A 16422-nucleotide genomic window follows, 5' to 3' on the forward strand; every position below is an offset into this window, starting at 1 on the left:
TGCTGCTTTTGATTAGTAGAATTTTTGTGGATATTTGCATCCTTGTTTTGAAACCTAAATACGGAGGTATAAAATTTTAAGACCGAGACCACGAGGTTTTAGGGGTAAACCTGAAGAACCTTACAAGATTAATGAGAGAATTGAAGCCCGTGAGGTAAGGGTAATTGCCGAAGATGGAAATCTTGGCGTTATTCCAACCCGGGATGCAATCAAAATTGCCAAAGAGCAAAACCTGGATTTGGTAGAGATTTCTCCTACTGCAGTTCCTCCTGTTTGCCGTATAGTTGATTATTCAAAATTCAAATACGAGCAGAAGAAGAAACAGAAGGAGATCAAGGCCAAAGCTCAGAAGACTGTCATTAAGGAAATTCGTTTTGGTCCTAACACGGATGATCATGACTTCAACTTCAAACTGAAGCACGCCATCAACTTTCTTAAGGAAGGTTCCAAAGTTAAAGCATACGTGCAGTTTGTGGGCAGAACGATTGTGTTTAAGGAAAGAGGAGAAATCCTTCTTCTTAAGTTCGCTCAGGAATTGGAAGAGTATGGAAAGGTAGAGCAACTACCCAGGCTCGAAGGAAAACGGATGTCACTATTCGTTGCTCCTAAGGTCGCTAAGAAATAATTTTTGTTAAACTATATATACAATGCCGAAAGTTAAAACCAAATCGGGAGCAAAGAAACGCTTTAAGCTAACGGGGACTGGTAAAATCAAACGTAAGCATGCTTTCAAAAGCCACATTCTTACCAAGAAGGAAACCAAGCAAAAGCGCTCTCTTACTGACATGACTTTAGTACATAAGTCAGACGAGAACAGAGTAAGAGATATGCTCAACATCTAAGAAAAACTTAGGTTCTATGTTTCACCAGGTTTTTGGTCAACAAGTGTTCTGAGTAGAACCACCAAACACCAAAAAATGTAATTACTATGCCAAGATCAGTAAATCACGTAGCGTCAAGAGCGAGGAGAAAGAAAATCCTCAAAGCAGCCAAAGGTTTTTATGGCCGCAGAAAGAATGTATGGACGGTAGCTAAGAATGCCGTTGAAAAAGCATGGAAATATGCTTATGAAGGCCGCAAGCAGAAGAAGAGAAACTTCAGAGCTTTGTGGATTCAGCGTATCAATGCAGGTGCCAGAGAGCACGGAATATCTTATTCTGTATTGATGGGCAAAATGAAAACTTCCAAGATCGATTTGAACCGTAAGGTACTTGCCGACCTGGCCATGAACCACCCCGAAGCTTTCAAGGCTGTGGTGGACAAGGTAAAGTAGTTCAACAAGCCTTTGTCAATAATATTGAAAGCCCCAGAGATGGGGCTTTTTTTGTGTTTTTTTGAGTAGAACTAGGCTATTTTATATCACCAATAGTTTCTAGGTGACGATGATTATTTTTATGATATTGATCTTAGTGTGTTATTCTTTGAAAGCCCAAAAACTCCTCAGTTTAAATTAAGCATTTTCCCCATCTTATCGAGAATACGAAAAAAATGCTTAATTTAAACTGCCAAGCAGTTACAAAAAAAAGGAGTAACTAAATCAGGGTGATTTTTGTTGTGCGAAGAAGAATATCTGATGAAGCTAAAAATTTGCGCAAGAGATTTTGTGAGCTATTAGTCAGATTAAATTCAAATGATATGACCTTCAAATTTGCCTTTTTGACATTTTTCGACAACTTTTCTCGAATTTTGGATTTCGAAGGAAGTCTTAATAAAGACAATCCTTTCATCAAGGACAACCTTAAGCGAACATCTCCCAAGAACTTAGTTGACTCTTATTTGTCTGATTTAAAATCTATTGCTCAGAGTGATCCTTATTTTGAGTCAAGACTTGCGGCTTTTCGTTCCACTTTTAAAACGAAGACAAAGAAGACAAAGGGAGCATTCATCCCGCATAAAGATGAATATTTTAATGCTTTGTCCAAATTTGATTTCTCTCAAATAATAATCAATAAGCCCGAGATCAAGATAATAACTCCCACCTCCAATTTCTCCGGAGATGTCTGGATTGACATGGGCATTAAAGACTTTAAGTTTAAGGGAGTAGGCTTTGCACTACATATCAGCCACATAGTGGCCCTTGATTTAGGCAAAACAAACTTCTCTAATTTTATTGAAATTCAAATTCGTGGTAGAGAAAGTTTTAACAAGAAGCATTCGCTTGCCTATTGGATTCACTCTAGTTTTAAATCAAGGGTAGTGAGATCCTTTGTGCCAAATTCAATGAATTACCTCTGCATGAAAATTGTTGATGACAATGAACTGATTCGTGACAATGATGTCAAAATTCTGACCATTGTAAAAAACTATTTAGTTCAGAACAGTATCAACATTCAACAAAGTGAATTTCCCAATCAAATCTTGATAAAGTCCTTGTTGGAAGCCGGAATGTATTCCAACATAAAGAATAAAATCAAATGAGTAACTCTGATGCCTCGATCAGTTCAATGTTTGATCCTGACGAGATCAATAGGCTAAAGAAGGCTGATCCTGACGCAGTCGTTGTTCTAAAACGTTACTTTAAAGAACAACAGGATCATCGACTTTCAATTGAAAAGGCTGAAGCGGAGTTTGAAATTAAGAGAAAGGAACGAGAATTAGATAGACTTGATAAAGATGCTGTAATGTTTAGGATTATCCAGATATTAGGAATGATATTCGCATTTTCGTTAATAGGTTTGGGTATGTATTTTTCCTACTCTCTAATAAATGGCGGCAAGAATATGGCGGGATCTTTATTTGGAGGAGGAACACTAATTGCGGCAGGATCTATTTTTACAAGGTTTGCTTTGAAGCACTTGAGTGAAAAAAGGCTCAGTGATGTAGAAAGTAAATAACGTAGCCGGGGCTTCGTTAGCTATTCGTGAGAAGAAGTTGCAATCGTCAAAACTAAAGAAGATGAGACGATTGCCAAATAGAAATGAATGAAGACACCATATTCGGTTAAATCCTAGCTCCCTAGACCGCTGAATAGATACTTCCTTGCAGAGTTGTAATCGATGAAATAGGTGAGCCTTACCGACAAGCTATTGACCTGGGGCAGGCTCAGGGTCTTGTCGAAGTTTTCAGCAAAATTAATGTCGGTATTATTGTCGCTTGAGCTGATGGAGTCTTTCCAAACCACGTTCAAAAAGCTGCCAGGCGCAATTTGGTAGAAGTAAACAAAGTCAACATTGAGTGCATTGAAGTTGGTGTCGTGCTGCTTTTGTCCGGACTCGTCGATGCCTTCATACTCAGAGTCAGCCAATTGACCATTGCCCTGCAGGTCGTAAAATCCGTTATACTTAACATTGCTCCAATAGTGCCTTACCCGGAGGGTCAGCCCCATTTTGTTATTGAAGGTGTATTTGGTGCCAAGGATATTATTGGTGGTAAGAACATCTCTTTCTCCAAAGATGATCTCATCAAGCGATTCGTCATCAGCATACAATTTGGTAACGTAGCCCTTCGAGTCTTCGGAGCTCTCTCTGCTAACCCGGAAGTCGATGGATAGTCTGTTATTGACCCTGTAGCGGATAGATGCTCCCAATGAATTATACGCCTGCTGCCAGTCGGGCCTTCTCCAGGTATTTTGACTTACATATATTTTTACCGCTTTGCGGGAATCGCTTTCTACCCATGAGTTCACGCTGTAGGAGCCCGGCTGAACGAAATAGTAGCCTTCTTCTCTGGGCTCGAAGTAGTCGTAGCTGTCAATAGGCTTCAGACTGGACGACATGCCCACTCCCCAGAAATTCTTGAATTGGGCGTAAGTAGATGCGTAAACGTCGGTGCTTGTGAATGTTCTTGGCTCAAAAAGCTGCCGGTATGATCCGCTGACATTGGCCCGGTAGTAGTTAAATACCCCTGTCGGCTTAAATATCCTGTACATGAGCGATACGTTGTGCGAGACACTATTGGCTGCCCTGTTAAATCCAAAATCGTTTGGATCGTAGCCTTTGCTCTCAACATTCCTGCTGACGCCATACTGAAAGCTGCCGCTTACTTTTGAAAGGCCCACGCTGTACTTATATCCATCCTCCAATTCACTTGACACACCGGCGTCTTCGGCATTGTAGATGTTAGACACAGCGCCAAATGCTGAGAATCGGTAGGTGTTGGTACTGTCGAGCAGGCTAACGCTTGCTCCTGTAACGTTGGCATCGTTGACACCATCAAGTCTCGTTACGTTGGTATTGATCAGGTTGACGTTGGAATTGTTTTTCAGGATCTTGTCTACCACCAGCACATTGAAATTGGTCAGCGGATCAACCTGCTCCTCTCTGGTTTCGCCGGTCTCAATATTCCGTATGTTGGCGTGCGTCTTGTTGGTCAGCGCATTAAGGAAGCCAAGTCCCCAGCCTTCCCCATTTCTGCCGGAGATTTTGGTGGCATTGATCAGAGGTGCTGCCGATGGCGAACTGACTACTTCTTCTGTTTCGTCATTGTAGCTAACCTCTCCAAAAGTAGAACCAATACGCCTGGAATAAACGAGGTCACCCTTGTCGAATAGTTCCGTTCCCTCCGTGAAGAACTGCCTGTTTTCGCTGTATTGTACCTCATACGCCGATAGGTTCAGTACCACGTTGTCGGACTGCACCTGGCTAAAGTCAGGAATGAGGGCCATGTCGAGGGTGTACGACTCGTTGATGCCGTATTTGAGATCCATGCCACCAGTAAACGAGAATTTTTCTTTGCCATTGACACCGTCGTTGGTGTAAATGGTGGTAGCGTAGGGCAATAGCGACAAACGAACAGGTGGTTTGATATCTTCAAGTCCTCTGAGAACGCCCGATTGATTCACTGTGCCTCTGATTGAGTTGTCTACCGGATTCCAATACGATTCCTCCTGATTTCGTTTTACCTGGCGGTAAAAGTTGATGCCCCAGTTTTGTTGAGAAGTAGCTGGAAACCGGAGAGCATAGTAGGGAATCTTTACTTCTACAGTCCAGCCGTGGTCGTCATAGGCAATGGCACTTTCCCAAACAGCGTCCCAATTCTCATCCCAATTATCGCCATTGATGAAGTAGTCGCCTTGCACACCTGCCGCTGACACGAAAAAGCTGAAAGCATTCTGACCGCTGTTATAGGGGTCAACTAAAATGCCAAACCAGTCGGTGTTTCGGTTAAAGTCGTCTCTTTTACCAAACTCCTTTCTTATTTTGCCAGGCTCAGGGTCAAAGAGCCTTGCGGAAAGGTAGAGGGCATTGTCGTCATACACCAACTCAACGGCTGTCAGGAAGTCCGACTTTTCGCCATTGTTAGGTTTGAATTGCGTGAATTGAGTGGGTGTCGGGTTTTGACTCCAAATGTCTTCGTCAAGGATGCCGTCTACTTTTGGGCTGCTTGTGATGCGTTTGGTGGCAAACTCATTTTTACCGGAGCCGGCTGACACCAGGCGTGGAGAGAAAAGAAAAATTAAAAGAAAACAACCAAGGGGTAAGAGTTCTTTACGATCTAATTTGAACATTAAGGGCTTTTGTTAAACGAACTGTGCTAATACGCTTTGCAAATTTAGCCATGATTGCTGTTAGCTCATCCCAAATTCTGATAAATGGCGAGTGTTGGTGACATCTTTTTACACTTTAGCCCACTCGGTGTTGCCGTACACAATGGCGCAGTTCAATGATTGGATTCCCCGGCCTTCATCAGTGCCTTAATCTCCCCCAGTAGCTCGTCTCGTTTGGTCTTTCCAACATTGTTGAGCATGATGATGACTTGCCCATTTTCAAGGTTTCGTTCAATATAGGTGCGGAAGCTTGTTAACGTACCAGTGTGCAGTACTCTGTTCGAATTCTTTTCGTCGAGCATCCACCCAAACCCATACCAGGAGGTGCTTCCATCATTTAGTGTCATGGGTTTGTGGGCTTCTGCCATCGTTGCTTTTGACACCAACTTGTAACTTTGCAAAGCCTGGTGCCACTTGTACATGTCCTCCACATTGGAATAGAGCCCGCCGCCGCCGGTGGTAAAGTAGGGATAGTCATCTTCCTTTCCGTCGGCATCAAAGCCCTTGCAGGGATTGCTTCTTTCAGGCATTGTTTCATCATAAGCTACCGTGCTGGTCATGCCTGTTGGCTTGAATATATTTTCCTGCATAAAATCATTGAAACCCTTACCGCTGACCTGCTGAACGATGGATGACAGCAACACATAGGCTGTGTTCGAGTATTCATATTGCTCGCCAGGAGCAAAATTGAGTGAATCAATGCGTTCGACCACGTTCACCACGTCGGAATTGGTAAAGCCAGGAACCGCCGCACCCAAGCCGTAATAGTCGGGAATGCCTGAGGTGTGGGTAAGTAGGTGTCGAATGGTAACTGTTTCTGCCCAGAGAGGAAAGCTTGGGAAATAGGTGCTCAGCGTGTCATCGAAAGTCAGCGTGCCTTCTTCCTTTAGAAGCATGACCGCCATCGTGGTAAACTGCTTGGATACCGAGGCCATATAAAATGTTGACGTGATGTCGAGAGCCTTTTTAGCATCAAAGTCGGCCATACCGTAGGCTTCTTTCAGCAGGGGGGCCGTGCTGTCCGCAATGAGAATGGTGCCATTGTAGAAACCCTCATTGTGGTACTTTTCCACAACGTTATGGAGTTGGTCGGTAAGATTTTCCTTGGGTGAACAGGCACTGAAAAAAAGGATACTGCAGATAACCGCTGACGTGAATCGCATATAGTTGTTGGATTTGCTTGGCATAAGATAGTGTTGGAAAAAGGAACATGAAAGCTTTTTCAGGAAAGCGGAAAAATGAGCAGTAGAATAAGGCTTTATCTTGATGAGAGGATTGCCATATCATCCAAACTTTTGTTAGTTTTCCGCTTAATTAGCGCTCATGGATAGAAGAAAGTTTATTGCTGGAAGTATGCTGGCAGCTGGAGGCGGAATGCTGTTGCCAACAATGGCCAAAGCTGAAGGAAAAGCTACAACATCAGGCACCTGGCCCACCCGGGTCATCAAACCGAAGAAGCTAACCAAAGGAGATACAATAGGCCTTATCACCCCCTCGAGCGCCATCTCCCGGGGGTCTTTTGAGAGCACACTTGAGAACATGGAAGCCCTTGGTTTTAAGGTGAAGTACTCCGACAATATGAGGGTGCGCAAGGGCTTTCTGGCAGGCACCGACCAGCAGCGGCTCGACGACCTTCATGCCATGTTTGCAGATACTTCAGTAGATGGGATTTTCTGTGCCAGAGGTGGCTATGGCGCAGGCAGGCTTTTGCCTGGTATTGATTACGACTTGATCACCTCCAACCCAAAGGCTTTTATTGGCTACAGCGACATCACAGCGCTGCATTTTGCGATATTCAATAAGACCGGGTTGGTGACTTTTCATGGCCCTGTGGGCGCCTCCAACTTCACCGACTACACCGCTGATAGCTTTGAAGATACGCTCATCAAAGGCAAAGGGAAGATAAAGATTGAGCAGGCAAAAGAAGACCGGGAAAAGAAGGAAGACTATATTCAGATTTATTCAATTTCAGAAGGGGTGGCAAAAGGAGAGTTGGTAGGAGGCAATTTGAGCTTAGTTAGCTCACTTACCGGCACACCATTCGATCTCGATTTCACCGGTAAACTGGTTTTTCTGGAAGAAGTTGGAGAGTCGCCCTATCGTGTCGACAGGATGCTGACACAGCTTTTGCTGGCCGGTAAGCTACAGGCTGCTAAAGGCATCGTCCTGGGTGTGTTCAACGACTGCGATGAAAAAGACACTGATCCTGATTTTGGCGACAAAACGTCGCTGAAAGAAACGCTTGCTGAGCGCCTGGGCGGATTGGGAATTCCCGTCTTATATGGAATGTCTTTTGGACACGTGTCCAATATTGCGACGCTTCCAATGGGCATTTCTGCTGAGCTTGACACTTACAAACAATCGTTGACCCTTCTCGAAGAATCCGTTCTCTAAGCTTTATGAAAGTTACATACCACCCTGTCAAAATGCCGTTGAGGCATACTTTTACCATTGCCCATGGTTCCACCAGCGTGCAGGAATCTTTTATTGTTGAGCTGAGTCACAACGGCAAAAGCGGTTTTGGGGAAGCCACAGCCAATCCATACTATGGCGTAACCGTTCCTAAAATGACTGAACAGGTGGAAAGTGTGCGAGCTACCATTGAGTCGGGAATTTTGGAAAGCCCGGAGGCGTTTCACAAGGCCATGCTGGTCACAGGCAAGCTAAAGGCGTTTACCTTATGTGCCCTCGACCTGGCTTTCAACGACCTTTATGGAAAGCTGAAGGGGCAGCCGCTTTACAAGATTTGGGGACTGGATGGAAGCAAAGGGCCTATTTCCAATTACACCATTGGTATTGATACGGTGGAAAACATGGTGGCCAAAATGAAGGAAGTTCCCTGGCCATTGTATAAAATAAAGCTGGGCACGAAAGAAGACATCCGGATCATAGAAGAGCTACGTAAACAAACGGATGCGGTCTTTAGGGTGGATGCCAATTGTGCCTGGGGCGTTGAAGAAACCATCACCAATAGTAAGGCGCTGAAAAAATTGAATGTACAGTTCATTGAACAGCCTTTGAAGGCTGACGATCTTGATGGTATGAAAAGAGTTTTCACCGAAAGTGCGCTGCCTGTAATAGCCGATGAAAGCTGCCAGGTGGAAGCGGATGTGGACAAGTGCTTCAATCATTTCCATGGCATCAACATCAAGCTGACCAAGTGTGGTGGACTTACGCCAGCCCGCAGAATGATCGCCAGAGCCCGTGCGTTGGATATGAAAATAATGATGGGCTGCATGACAGAATCTTCTGTCGGTATTTCTGCCATAGCCCAGGTAGTTCCCTTGCTCGACTATGTGGACATGGACGGTGCATTGCTGCTGGTGGAAGATCCTGCTAAAGGTGTACAGGTGACCGCAAGCGGATTGATTTTCCCCAATGAAAATGGCACAGGTGCCAGCCTTAAGTAGAAACGAATGATGCGGTCAGAGGAATTTCCAGGGAGAACGCTGCATGTCAATGGTAAAGAAATGCTTTATTTCAGCGGCACTTCTTACCTCGGCCTGTCGGTTGATAAAGAATACCAGGAGCTCATCAAAGAGGGGGTAGACAAATACGGAGTGCATTTTTCCGGCTCCAGGAATGGCAACGTGCAGTACCACCTCTTTGAAGCGGCCGAGCGCCACATAGCTGACTGGTTATCGACTGGAGATGCTGTGGTTACCTCGTCTGGCTTTGCATCTGGCCAGCTCCTGATCAAGGTGCTGCAAGACATGGAATGGAGCATGGAGTATGCCCCTGGTTGCCACCCTGCTTTGTGGAGAAACTCAGACGACGCTACCAATGGTGATTTCATCAGCTGGTCAACGATGATCAGGGTACAACTGGAAGGAATGCTGCCTCGCCGGATGGTCTTGCTTTGCAATTCCACTGATCCGCTTTTTTGCAACCCCGTTAATTTTGACTGGCTCAACGACATCTCCACCCTGCACGAAGTGCTGCTGGTGGTTGACGATTCGCACGGCATTGGACTGACCGGAAAAAATGGAGAAGGGGTGGTGTCGCAACTTCGGAAGCTGCCGTCGCATGTGCAGTGGGTGGTGACTTCCTCGCTGGGCAAAGCACCCGGGCTGGCAGCAGGTTTTATCGCAGGCTCTCATAACCTGATCAAGAAGGTCCGCCAGTCGCCCTGGTTCGTGGGAGCGGCTCCGTCGGCGCCGGCATTTCTTCATGCGCTCCTGAAAGGAGGGGAGATAAGAGCCCGCCAACTGCAAAAGCTCCGTAAGTTTCAAATGCCATTTGGGAGCCATTCGCTGGTAAAGCAGCACTTTAATTTTCAACCGGTATTGCCTGTTTTCTTTTCGAAAAGCCAGCCGCTTTACACTTACCTGCTGAGTAGGAATATCATCATTTCCCATTTTCCATATCCCAAGCCAACGTCAAGTCCGATTAGCAGAGTCATCCTGCATGCAGCGCTCGATCCGGCAGATATCGGAAATCTGTTGGAGGAGATCAAAACATTTTATGAGGACTTCCAATAGGCTGCTATCTTTGCAGCTTTCCGGCGGTTTTATGTCAGAAATTGCCCATAGATGAAATCTATAACTATTTTATAAACATCTTTTAATCAATTGATTAATTTATATTCATTCAAGTAAAATTTAGTTCTAATGGCCGATATCACTTCTTTGCCTGGTAGCATACAAAATATTCCCACTCCTTTCTATTTCTATGATCTGGAACTGCTGAGAAAGTCACTGGATGAGGTAAAAAAGCACGGATTAACCAAAGGCTATAAGGTGCACTATGCGATGAAGGCCAATGCGAATCCACGCATACTTGAGGTCATCAGGCAGTATCATTTGGGCGCCGACGCTGTAAGTGCGAATGAAGTGAAGGCTGCTTTGGCTGCTGGTTTTCCGAAGGAAGAAATTGTGTTCGCCGGTGTGGGGAAATCGGACGAGGAGATTACGGTGGGGTTGCAGAATGACATCTTTTGCTTCAACTGCGAGTCGGCGCAGGAAGTGGAAGTCATCAATGAGTTAGCTGGGAAAATGGGTAAGAAGGCGAAGATTGCTTTGCGGATCAACCCCAACGTGGATGCCAAAACGCACCACTACATCACCACCGGGATGAAGGAGAATAAGTTTGGCTTGCCTCCGAAGGAGATCGATCAGGTGATCGATAAATTGCCACAGCTGGCCAACATACAGTTAACCGGAATCCATTTTCATATTGGTTCTCAGGTGACAAGTTTGGAGAGCTACACACAACTTGCCCAACGGGCCAATGACTTCAATACTTACTTCAGAAGCAAAGGCATCGAGTTGCAGCATGTAAACGTCGGCGGTGGTTTGGGTATCGATTATGTCGATCCAAAAGGCAACCCTGTTCCCGACTTCAAAAGCTACTTCAAGGTATTCGAAAAGCACATGAAACTGGCAGCAGGTCAGGAGCTGCATTTTGAATTGGGCAGGGCCATTGTTGGGCAGTGCGGCAGCCTCATCAGCAAGGTGCTGTACAACAAGGAAGGGGAGACGATCAAGTTCCTGATTATCGACGCAGGCATGACGGAGCTCATCCGGCCGGCCCTGTATCAGGCGGAGCACTTTATTGAAAACATCACTTCGAAAAGCCAGGCATTCGAAACTTACGATGTGGTAGGTCCTATCTGCGAATCGTCAGATGCCTTCCGCAGAGGCATTGAGCTGAAGCAGAGCAAAAGGGGAGACCTGCTTGCCATCCGTTCTGCTGGTGCTTATGGCGAAGTGATGATGAGCCGCTACAATTTGCGGGACAATGCAAAGACGTATTTTGATGTAGATTTCAAGTAAATCACTCGGGAGTCGCCACCCTACCAGGTTCCCGGTTCTCAGTTCCCTCAACGCCTGTGAGGCTGTCGCCGAGTTTCGCTCTCATGCCGTCAGCCAGCTTCAATAGCCTGTCCACCACTTCTGGATTAGCTGCTGCTACGTCGGTGGTTTCTGCTACATCGCCGTCCAGGTCATATAATTCGGGTTGCGTGACCTCCGTCTGTTCGTAATCGATAGGCAGACCATCGTTGGTTCCCTCTCGTCCGTTCAGCGTACGGTAGGTGTGGGGCAGGTACAGTTTCCATTTTCCACTCCTTACGGCCTGCAGTTCATTTACCCGGTAGTAGATGAAGTATGCCTCGTGAGGTGACTGCTGCGAACTGCCGGTGATGATTGGCCAAACGTCTTTTCCATCAATCTTTTTCTCGGGCATCTTGCCACCAACAAGTTTCGCTATAGTCGGCAGCATATCAATGGTCATCATTGGTGTGTTGATCACACTGCCCGCAGGTATTTTGCCTGGGAACCTCATGATAGCAGGTTCACGGATGCCGCCTTCCCAGCTTGTGCCTTTGCCTTCTCTCAGCGGATAAGCAGAGCCAGCATGTCCACCGTACGACAGCCAGGGGCCATTGTCGGATGTGAAGATCACTAATGTATTGTCGTCGAGGCCGTTCTCTTTCAAAGCAGCCAGTATTTGCCCTACCGACCAGTCAATCTCCATGATCACGTCGCCATAGAGCCCTCGTTCGGACTTTCCTTTGAACTTGTCGGAGACAAAGAGCGGTACATGTGGTTGCGGATGGGGCACATACAAAAAGAATGGCTTGTCCTTATTTCTCTTGATGAAATCGACACTTCTTTCGGTGATATGTGTGGTGAGCATGCTTTGGTCTTCCAGTGTATCAATCACCGTTTCGTTTTCGTAGAGCGGGAGCGGTGGGAAGTTGAAAACGATGCCCTGCCATGGGTGGTTGGGCCACATGTCGCCAGAGTAGGGAATACCGAAATACTCGTCGAAACCCTGGCGGGTAGGCATGAACCCCGGCTCATCGCCGAGGTGCCATTTGCCGTAAATAGCCGTTGCATATCCCTCTGCTTTTAGCACCTCTGCAAGCGTTGTTTCGTCGGGGTTGAGACCGATTTTCGATTCGGGCCCCAGGGCATTATGAATATTGACCCTGTTGGAGTAGCAGCCTGTGAGCAATGCTGCTCTGGAGGCAGAGCACACAGCCTGGGCGACATAGAAATTGGTGAGTTGGGCTCCTTCTTTGGCCATTTTGTCAAGGTTGGGCGTTGTAAAGCCTTTGGCACCAAATACTCCCACATCGTTGTAGCCCTGGTCGTCGGTGAAAATGATGACAATGTTGGGCTTGGCTGCCGCCTCTTGTTCTTCAGTTTGGGGTTTGGTTTGGCAGGCGCTGAGCAGTAATAGGCCCGCTGCGAATAGGTAGGTGTTTTTCAATGCCACAACTAGGTGTTTTTTTGTTCGAAGTTTTTCAACGAAGTCAAAGTAATGAAAAATGAATGAAGTTTATTCTGCTTTGTGATGGGCGTTAGTAGAAAAGGTCTGTCGGGGGACAGACCTTGGCGAAGTGGCAGCGGTGCCCACAGTATTAGCTGGTGGCACCAAACTCATGTTGAATGGCCATTAAAAAAGGCCTGTCGGGGGACAGGCCTTGGTTGAGTTGATAATACCAAACGGGTTTATTTCAATTATTGTGCAGGATACCACTGCCTCAGCCTCACATCCACCTTGCTGGCGCCTTTGTTCACCAGCGCTTTGAACTTATCTACATCATTGAGCCCACCTTGTCCACGGTAATGGTAAGGATAAACAATGCCCGGCTTAAAGTCGATGACAGCACTTGCGGCCGCATCCACATCCATGGTGTAGGGCAGGTTCATGCAGACAAACGCCACGTCGATTCCTTTCAGGTTACGCATTTCGGGTATGTCGGACGTGTCACCCGACAGGTAAACATTCTTACCACCAAAATTGACAATGTAACCATTGCCTCTGCCTTTAGTGTGACGAGAATCGGCGCTTTCGGGCAGGTTGTACATAGGAATGGCTTTGATGTTGAGCCCGATTTGGTCAGTGCTTTGACCGTTGCCAATGATCACCAGTTGGCTTTTGTTTTTCTCGGCGATTTGATCAGCTACAGCTTGTGGCACCACAATCTTCGCTTTGGAAAGATCCAGCCCATCCAACGTTTCCTGGTTCAGGTGGTCGCCGTGAATATCAGTGATAAGGATAAGGTCAGGAGCGGGGAGGCCTTTGAACAGGTCAGCGCCGCCGTAAGGGTCGACGAATACCGTCAGGTTATTCCACTGAAAGGCCACAGTGCCATGGGTGATCGGAGTGATGGTGAGGTCGCCTTTATTGGTTTTGATTTTGTCTGGTTGGGCCAGCGCCATAAATGGGGCCAACGAAAGTACGATTGCCTTGAGTAGGGTCTTTTTCATGGTTGCAGATTTTTTAACTATTGGAAAGATAAGTTATCTGGTTATAACTGGATAGGAGTATTGAATGTTTCTGTAATGTTAGTCAGAGGAATCGAGAATGAAAAAGATGGAAATACTTAGCGATTAGTTAGCTGATATTATCCCATCATTCTGAAACAATGCTTAATTTGTTTTTGAATATGCATGGCCGTATAAGGATATTGATTTTTATGATGCTTTCAATGGCAGCGATTGGTTGCACGAGAATTCGAGGTAGCTCCAGCCATCAGGTGCATTTTTATGATCACGAAACTGATAAAAAGCCATTTAAGGTGGTTCATGCTCAAGACGCAATCCTTTCAAATGAAGATTCTTCCCTTGTGAGATTTCGATTATTGTCCATGGGAGATACAATAATATTATCATCAGAGAGTTATTTGATCTTGGCACATCATACGGGCCACTTTTTGGAATTCTCTGGTGACACGGTCATCGCTATTTCAAATATTGCCGAGAACATTGCAAATCAGCTCAATATTATTCCAGATCAAGGAGCTCCACGTATCGATTTTGAAGGGTTATTTTCCGCAGATCACTCCCGGATGCACAATACAGGAGCAGTAGTTCGGTGCGTCAGCTATCCGATAGAATTTGTTCTTCCTATTGCTGGAGTACAAACTATTTCCAGAAAAAATCCGACGCTGTGCCTAATGTGGGAGGCAAGAGACATGGATCTTCATACTTCCTTCAAGGTTGAGATTAGCGATATTTTTGAAGAGAAAGTTGACCTAATTGAGGTCAACGGCTACAGTACAACTGTTGACTTTTCAAAGTTCATGGAGCATGGTAGTCTTTTTATCGTCAACGTGTGCGATGTAACAGACTCTGATTTTCGATCTTATGATGTCGGAATAAAGATCGAAAGAGAATATAATTACCTTCCGGAGATGTGTGAGCCGATATTAGCGGTAAAAGCCCTCGAAATGGGCTTCCACTTGGAATTTTCTAGTTATTATCCGGATGCAACCAAATACTATCAATTAGCGGCAGATTTATCGAATGAGCCTATTTTTGACGAATTGCTTGCATTGCATCGGCAAAGACATGGCATTAAGTCAGTTGAGTAGTTTTTATTCAAGAGCAGTTATTTAAAAGAGGGGTGAGACAAGCGCTTTTCACTTGCTTGTGTTGGCGCTTGCCACTAATGAAGAGTTATATATGGATAGAACCTTTCACAATGTCCTCGCCACCCCTACTTATTATATTTTGAATAGGTGTTATCTTGAAATGCATGATTGACCTCCATCGCCATTTTGGAGCGTCACTATTCAAATCTATTACTTGTGAGGGTGGACGACGTACTAATGGATAAGTTGGTACTAGTTTAAAATAGATTCGGCAGGAAAGCTGGTCAACCAAACGACGGTTTGCGTGCTCTGGCTTCCTTCTCAAGCGCCAGTTTATATTCTGTAGGGGTTAGTCCGGTCTCTTCTTTGAAGATACGATTGAAGCTGGTCTTGGCATTGAATCCGCACTCCATGGCGATGCCTAGCACGGAATAGTGTTGGTAAGAATGGTCGGTCAGCATCAACTTTACTTCAGCCACCCGGAACTGGTTGATGAACTTATAGAAGTTCTTTTGTTGCCCCGAATTGATAATGTGCGACAATTTATGCCTCGATATCTGCAGGTCGTCGGCCATCATCTGCAGGTTGTACTCCGGATTCCGGTAGGGCCTATTTTCAATCAGGTAGTTTGTTACCATTGCCGACAGCGACTCGACCTGATCCTGCGTAAGAGGGGTGTTGGCTGGTTTATAATCTGGCTCTTCGGCTGGTGCGTGCGGGTAATGAGGTGCCAGCATAGGTTTCTTTTTTGAGTAAATGGCCGACTGATTGATGCCGAAGTAGACCATAATAAAAGTGAAAATGGTCATGTTGGTAGCTGTCTTTGTGTAGCTCACAATTCCCAGTCCCAGAATATTGTTGATGAAAAAGCTAATAAAGCTGGCTATGAATACCACCAAAAATAACGACAACACGAACAGTAGCCAGTTCAAAGAATTTTTGCCTGAGTAGTTGGAAAAGTAAAGGGGAATATTTTTCCGGTGTTTGATAAGGAGCCGCCAGCCCAAAACCCAGTACAAGAGGGCCGATACCATTATCAGAGAATAGTATACTTTGTTATAAACGAAATTGGGATTTTCCGACAAATCGGAGCTGCTGGCAATGTCCACTACCGGAATGATCGACCGATGAATAGCGACCAGGAGTAATGGCAGCAAATGAATCAGGTGCTGCGGCTTTAGTTTGAAATTTTCGACAGTTAGTGAACTAATATAGAGGTACAGGAGCGGCCCAGAAAGAAATGAGATGGGGAAAATACCGGGTTTGAAATAGTCCACCACCCGGAAGGGAAGCAGGCTGGCTCCTAAATGAATAGATATAACCGCCATCCAGACGGCCAAAAGAGTAAAGCTCAGATGCTTTGGACGTTTGGTTAAAAAAACCAGAATACCAAAGACCGCCTGGACAAATCCGATGATGTTGATCGTGTTGAGCAATGAATCGTTTGGGTAGGGTGCAAAACTTTACTTTAATCTACTGTTTTGTATCCGATAGCAAAAGAAAGTTGTCGGGGAGTTGGGCAATATTGTCCACAAGCGGATCAAATAGTTAATTGTGACTTTTTCTTTGGTCCATGTATCTAATGAGTAATTAAAGAGATACATAACTC

15 protein-coding genes are annotated in these 16422 nt (G+C 45.5%); 10 read left to right on the plus strand and 5 right to left on the minus strand.

The features are described 5' to 3' along the window. Nucleotides 1-73: 73 nt before the first annotated feature. The 5 genes from infC to ACMVP2_RS24655 all read left to right on the plus strand — a co-directional run bounded on the left by infC (nucleotide 74) and on the right by ACMVP2_RS24655 (nucleotide 2834). Nucleotides 74-625, plus strand: a complete 552-nt coding sequence (gene infC / locus ACMVP2_RS24635) for a translation initiation factor IF-3 (protein WP_151998596.1) — start codon at nucleotides 74-76, stop codon at nucleotides 623-625. A gap of 22 nt (nucleotides 626-647) precedes the next feature. Beyond that, nucleotides 648-842 (plus strand): 50S ribosomal protein L35, encoded by a 195-nt coding sequence (gene rpmI / locus ACMVP2_RS24640; RefSeq protein WP_151998595.1) that lies wholly within the window; start codon nucleotides 648-650, stop codon nucleotides 840-842. Between the two features lie 86 nt (nucleotides 843-928). Continuing rightward, nucleotides 929-1273 carry a 50S ribosomal protein L20 gene (gene rplT, locus ACMVP2_RS24645; protein ID WP_151998594.1) on the plus strand — a complete coding sequence of 115 codons (345 nt, stop codon included), beginning with the start codon at nucleotides 929-931 and terminating at the stop codon, nucleotides 1271-1273. Nucleotides 1274-1635: 362 nt separating this feature from the next. Continuing rightward, on the plus strand, nucleotides 1636-2418 hold the full coding sequence (locus ACMVP2_RS24650; RefSeq protein ID WP_416865536.1) for a hypothetical protein: 783 nt from the start codon (nucleotides 1636-1638) through the stop codon (nucleotides 2416-2418). Further along, nucleotides 2415-2834 (plus strand): hypothetical protein, encoded by a 420-nt coding sequence (locus tag ACMVP2_RS24655; protein WP_416865537.1) that lies wholly within the window; start codon nucleotides 2415-2417, stop codon nucleotides 2832-2834. Before ACMVP2_RS24650 ends, ACMVP2_RS24655 begins: the two co-directional genes overlap by 4 nt. A gap of 113 nt (nucleotides 2835-2947) precedes the next feature. Here the strand turns inward: ACMVP2_RS24655 and ACMVP2_RS24660 are convergent, their stop codons facing one another. Continuing rightward, entirely contained in the window at nucleotides 2948-5446 is a 2499-nt protein-coding gene (locus tag ACMVP2_RS24660; RefSeq protein WP_416865538.1) for a DUF5916 domain-containing protein, read from the minus strand. A gap of 152 nt (nucleotides 5447-5598) precedes the next feature. Then, complete coding sequence (locus ACMVP2_RS24665) at nucleotides 5599-6672, minus strand: serine hydrolase domain-containing protein (RefSeq protein WP_416865539.1); 1074 nt, start codon at nucleotides 6670-6672, stop codon at nucleotides 5599-5601. A gap of 136 nt (nucleotides 6673-6808) precedes the next feature. Here ACMVP2_RS24665 and ACMVP2_RS24670 point away from each other — a divergent pair, with 136 nt between their 5' ends. The 4 genes from ACMVP2_RS24670 (at nucleotide 6809) to lysA (ending at nucleotide 11259) form a co-directional block, all read left to right on the plus strand. Beyond that, entirely contained in the window at nucleotides 6809-7879 is a 1071-nt protein-coding gene (locus ACMVP2_RS24670) for a S66 peptidase family protein (RefSeq protein ID WP_416865540.1), read from the plus strand. A gap of 5 nt (nucleotides 7880-7884) precedes the next feature. After that, a complete protein-coding gene (locus ACMVP2_RS24675) occupies nucleotides 7885-8895 on the plus strand; it encodes a dipeptide epimerase (protein WP_416865541.1) in 1011 nt (336 codons plus the stop codon). A gap of 6 nt (nucleotides 8896-8901) precedes the next feature. Further along, entirely contained in the window at nucleotides 8902-9966 is a 1065-nt protein-coding gene (locus ACMVP2_RS24680; protein ID WP_416865542.1) for an aminotransferase class I/II-fold pyridoxal phosphate-dependent enzyme, read from the plus strand. 129 nt (nucleotides 9967-10095) lie between these two features. After that, entirely contained in the window at nucleotides 10096-11259 is a 1164-nt protein-coding gene (gene lysA, locus ACMVP2_RS24685; protein WP_416865543.1) for a diaminopimelate decarboxylase, read from the plus strand. Nucleotide 11260: 1 nt separating this feature from the next. Here the strand turns inward: lysA and ACMVP2_RS24690 are convergent, their stop codons facing one another. Together ACMVP2_RS24690 and ACMVP2_RS24695 are read right to left on the minus strand one after the other, a co-directional pair. After that, nucleotides 11261-12703 (minus strand): sulfatase, encoded by a 1443-nt coding sequence (locus tag ACMVP2_RS24690; protein ID WP_416868223.1) that lies wholly within the window; start codon nucleotides 12701-12703, stop codon nucleotides 11261-11263. Between the two features lie 251 nt (nucleotides 12704-12954). Then, nucleotides 12955-13707, minus strand: coding sequence for an MBL fold metallo-hydrolase (locus tag ACMVP2_RS24695; RefSeq protein WP_416865544.1), 753 nt, complete (start codon nucleotides 13705-13707; stop codon nucleotides 12955-12957). A 158-nt stretch (nucleotides 13708-13865) separates the two neighbouring features. Between ACMVP2_RS24695 and ACMVP2_RS24700 the strand changes: the two genes are divergently transcribed. Next, nucleotides 13866-14813, plus strand: coding sequence for a hypothetical protein (locus tag ACMVP2_RS24700; RefSeq protein ID WP_416865545.1), 948 nt, complete (start codon nucleotides 13866-13868; stop codon nucleotides 14811-14813). Between the two features lie 284 nt (nucleotides 14814-15097). Here ACMVP2_RS24700 and ACMVP2_RS24705 read toward each other — a convergent pair whose 3' ends face one another. Next, nucleotides 15098-16141 (minus strand): helix-turn-helix domain-containing protein, encoded by a 1044-nt coding sequence (locus ACMVP2_RS24705; RefSeq protein ID WP_416865546.1) that lies wholly within the window; start codon nucleotides 16139-16141, stop codon nucleotides 15098-15100. Nucleotides 16142-16422: the final 281 nt, after the last annotated feature.

The organism is Imperialibacter sp. (assembly GCF_048007035.1).
Lineage (GTDB): Bacteria > Bacteroidota > Bacteroidia > Cytophagales > Cyclobacteriaceae > Imperialibacter.

Coding starts and splice junctions, on each gene's coding strand:
- ACMVP2_RS24660 (WP_416865538.1), bottom strand. CDS start 5,446: ATGTTCAAATTAGATCGTAAAGAACTCTTACCCCTTGGTTGTTTTCTT.
- ACMVP2_RS24695 (WP_416865544.1), bottom strand. CDS start 13,707: ATGAAAAAGACCCTACTCAAGGCAATCGTACTTTCGTTGGCCCCATTT.
- ACMVP2_RS24700 (WP_416865545.1), top strand. CDS start 13,866: ATGCTTAATTTGTTTTTGAATATGCATGGCCGTATAAGGATATTGATT.
- ACMVP2_RS24680 (WP_416865542.1), top strand. CDS start 8,902: ATGATGCGGTCAGAGGAATTTCCAGGGAGAACGCTGCATGTCAATGGT.
- lysA (WP_416865543.1), top strand. CDS start 10,096: ATGGCCGATATCACTTCTTTGCCTGGTAGCATACAAAATATTCCCACT.
- ACMVP2_RS24655 (WP_416865537.1), top strand. CDS start 2,415: ATGAGTAACTCTGATGCCTCGATCAGTTCAATGTTTGATCCTGACGAG.
- ACMVP2_RS24650 (WP_416865536.1), top strand. CDS start 1,636: ATGACCTTCAAATTTGCCTTTTTGACATTTTTCGACAACTTTTCTCGA.
- ACMVP2_RS24705 (WP_416865546.1), bottom strand. CDS start 16,141: ATGGCGGTTATATCTATTCATTTAGGAGCCAGCCTGCTTCCCTTCCGG.
- rplT (WP_151998594.1), top strand. CDS start 929: ATGCCAAGATCAGTAAATCACGTAGCGTCAAGAGCGAGGAGAAAGAAA.
- ACMVP2_RS24670 (WP_416865540.1), top strand. CDS start 6,809: ATGGATAGAAGAAAGTTTATTGCTGGAAGTATGCTGGCAGCTGGAGGC.
- ACMVP2_RS24665 (WP_416865539.1), bottom strand. CDS start 6,672: ATGCCAAGCAAATCCAACAACTATATGCGATTCACGTCAGCGGTTATC.
- ACMVP2_RS24675 (WP_416865541.1), top strand. CDS start 7,885: ATGAAAGTTACATACCACCCTGTCAAAATGCCGTTGAGGCATACTTTT.
- rpmI (WP_151998595.1), top strand. CDS start 648: ATGCCGAAAGTTAAAACCAAATCGGGAGCAAAGAAACGCTTTAAGCTA.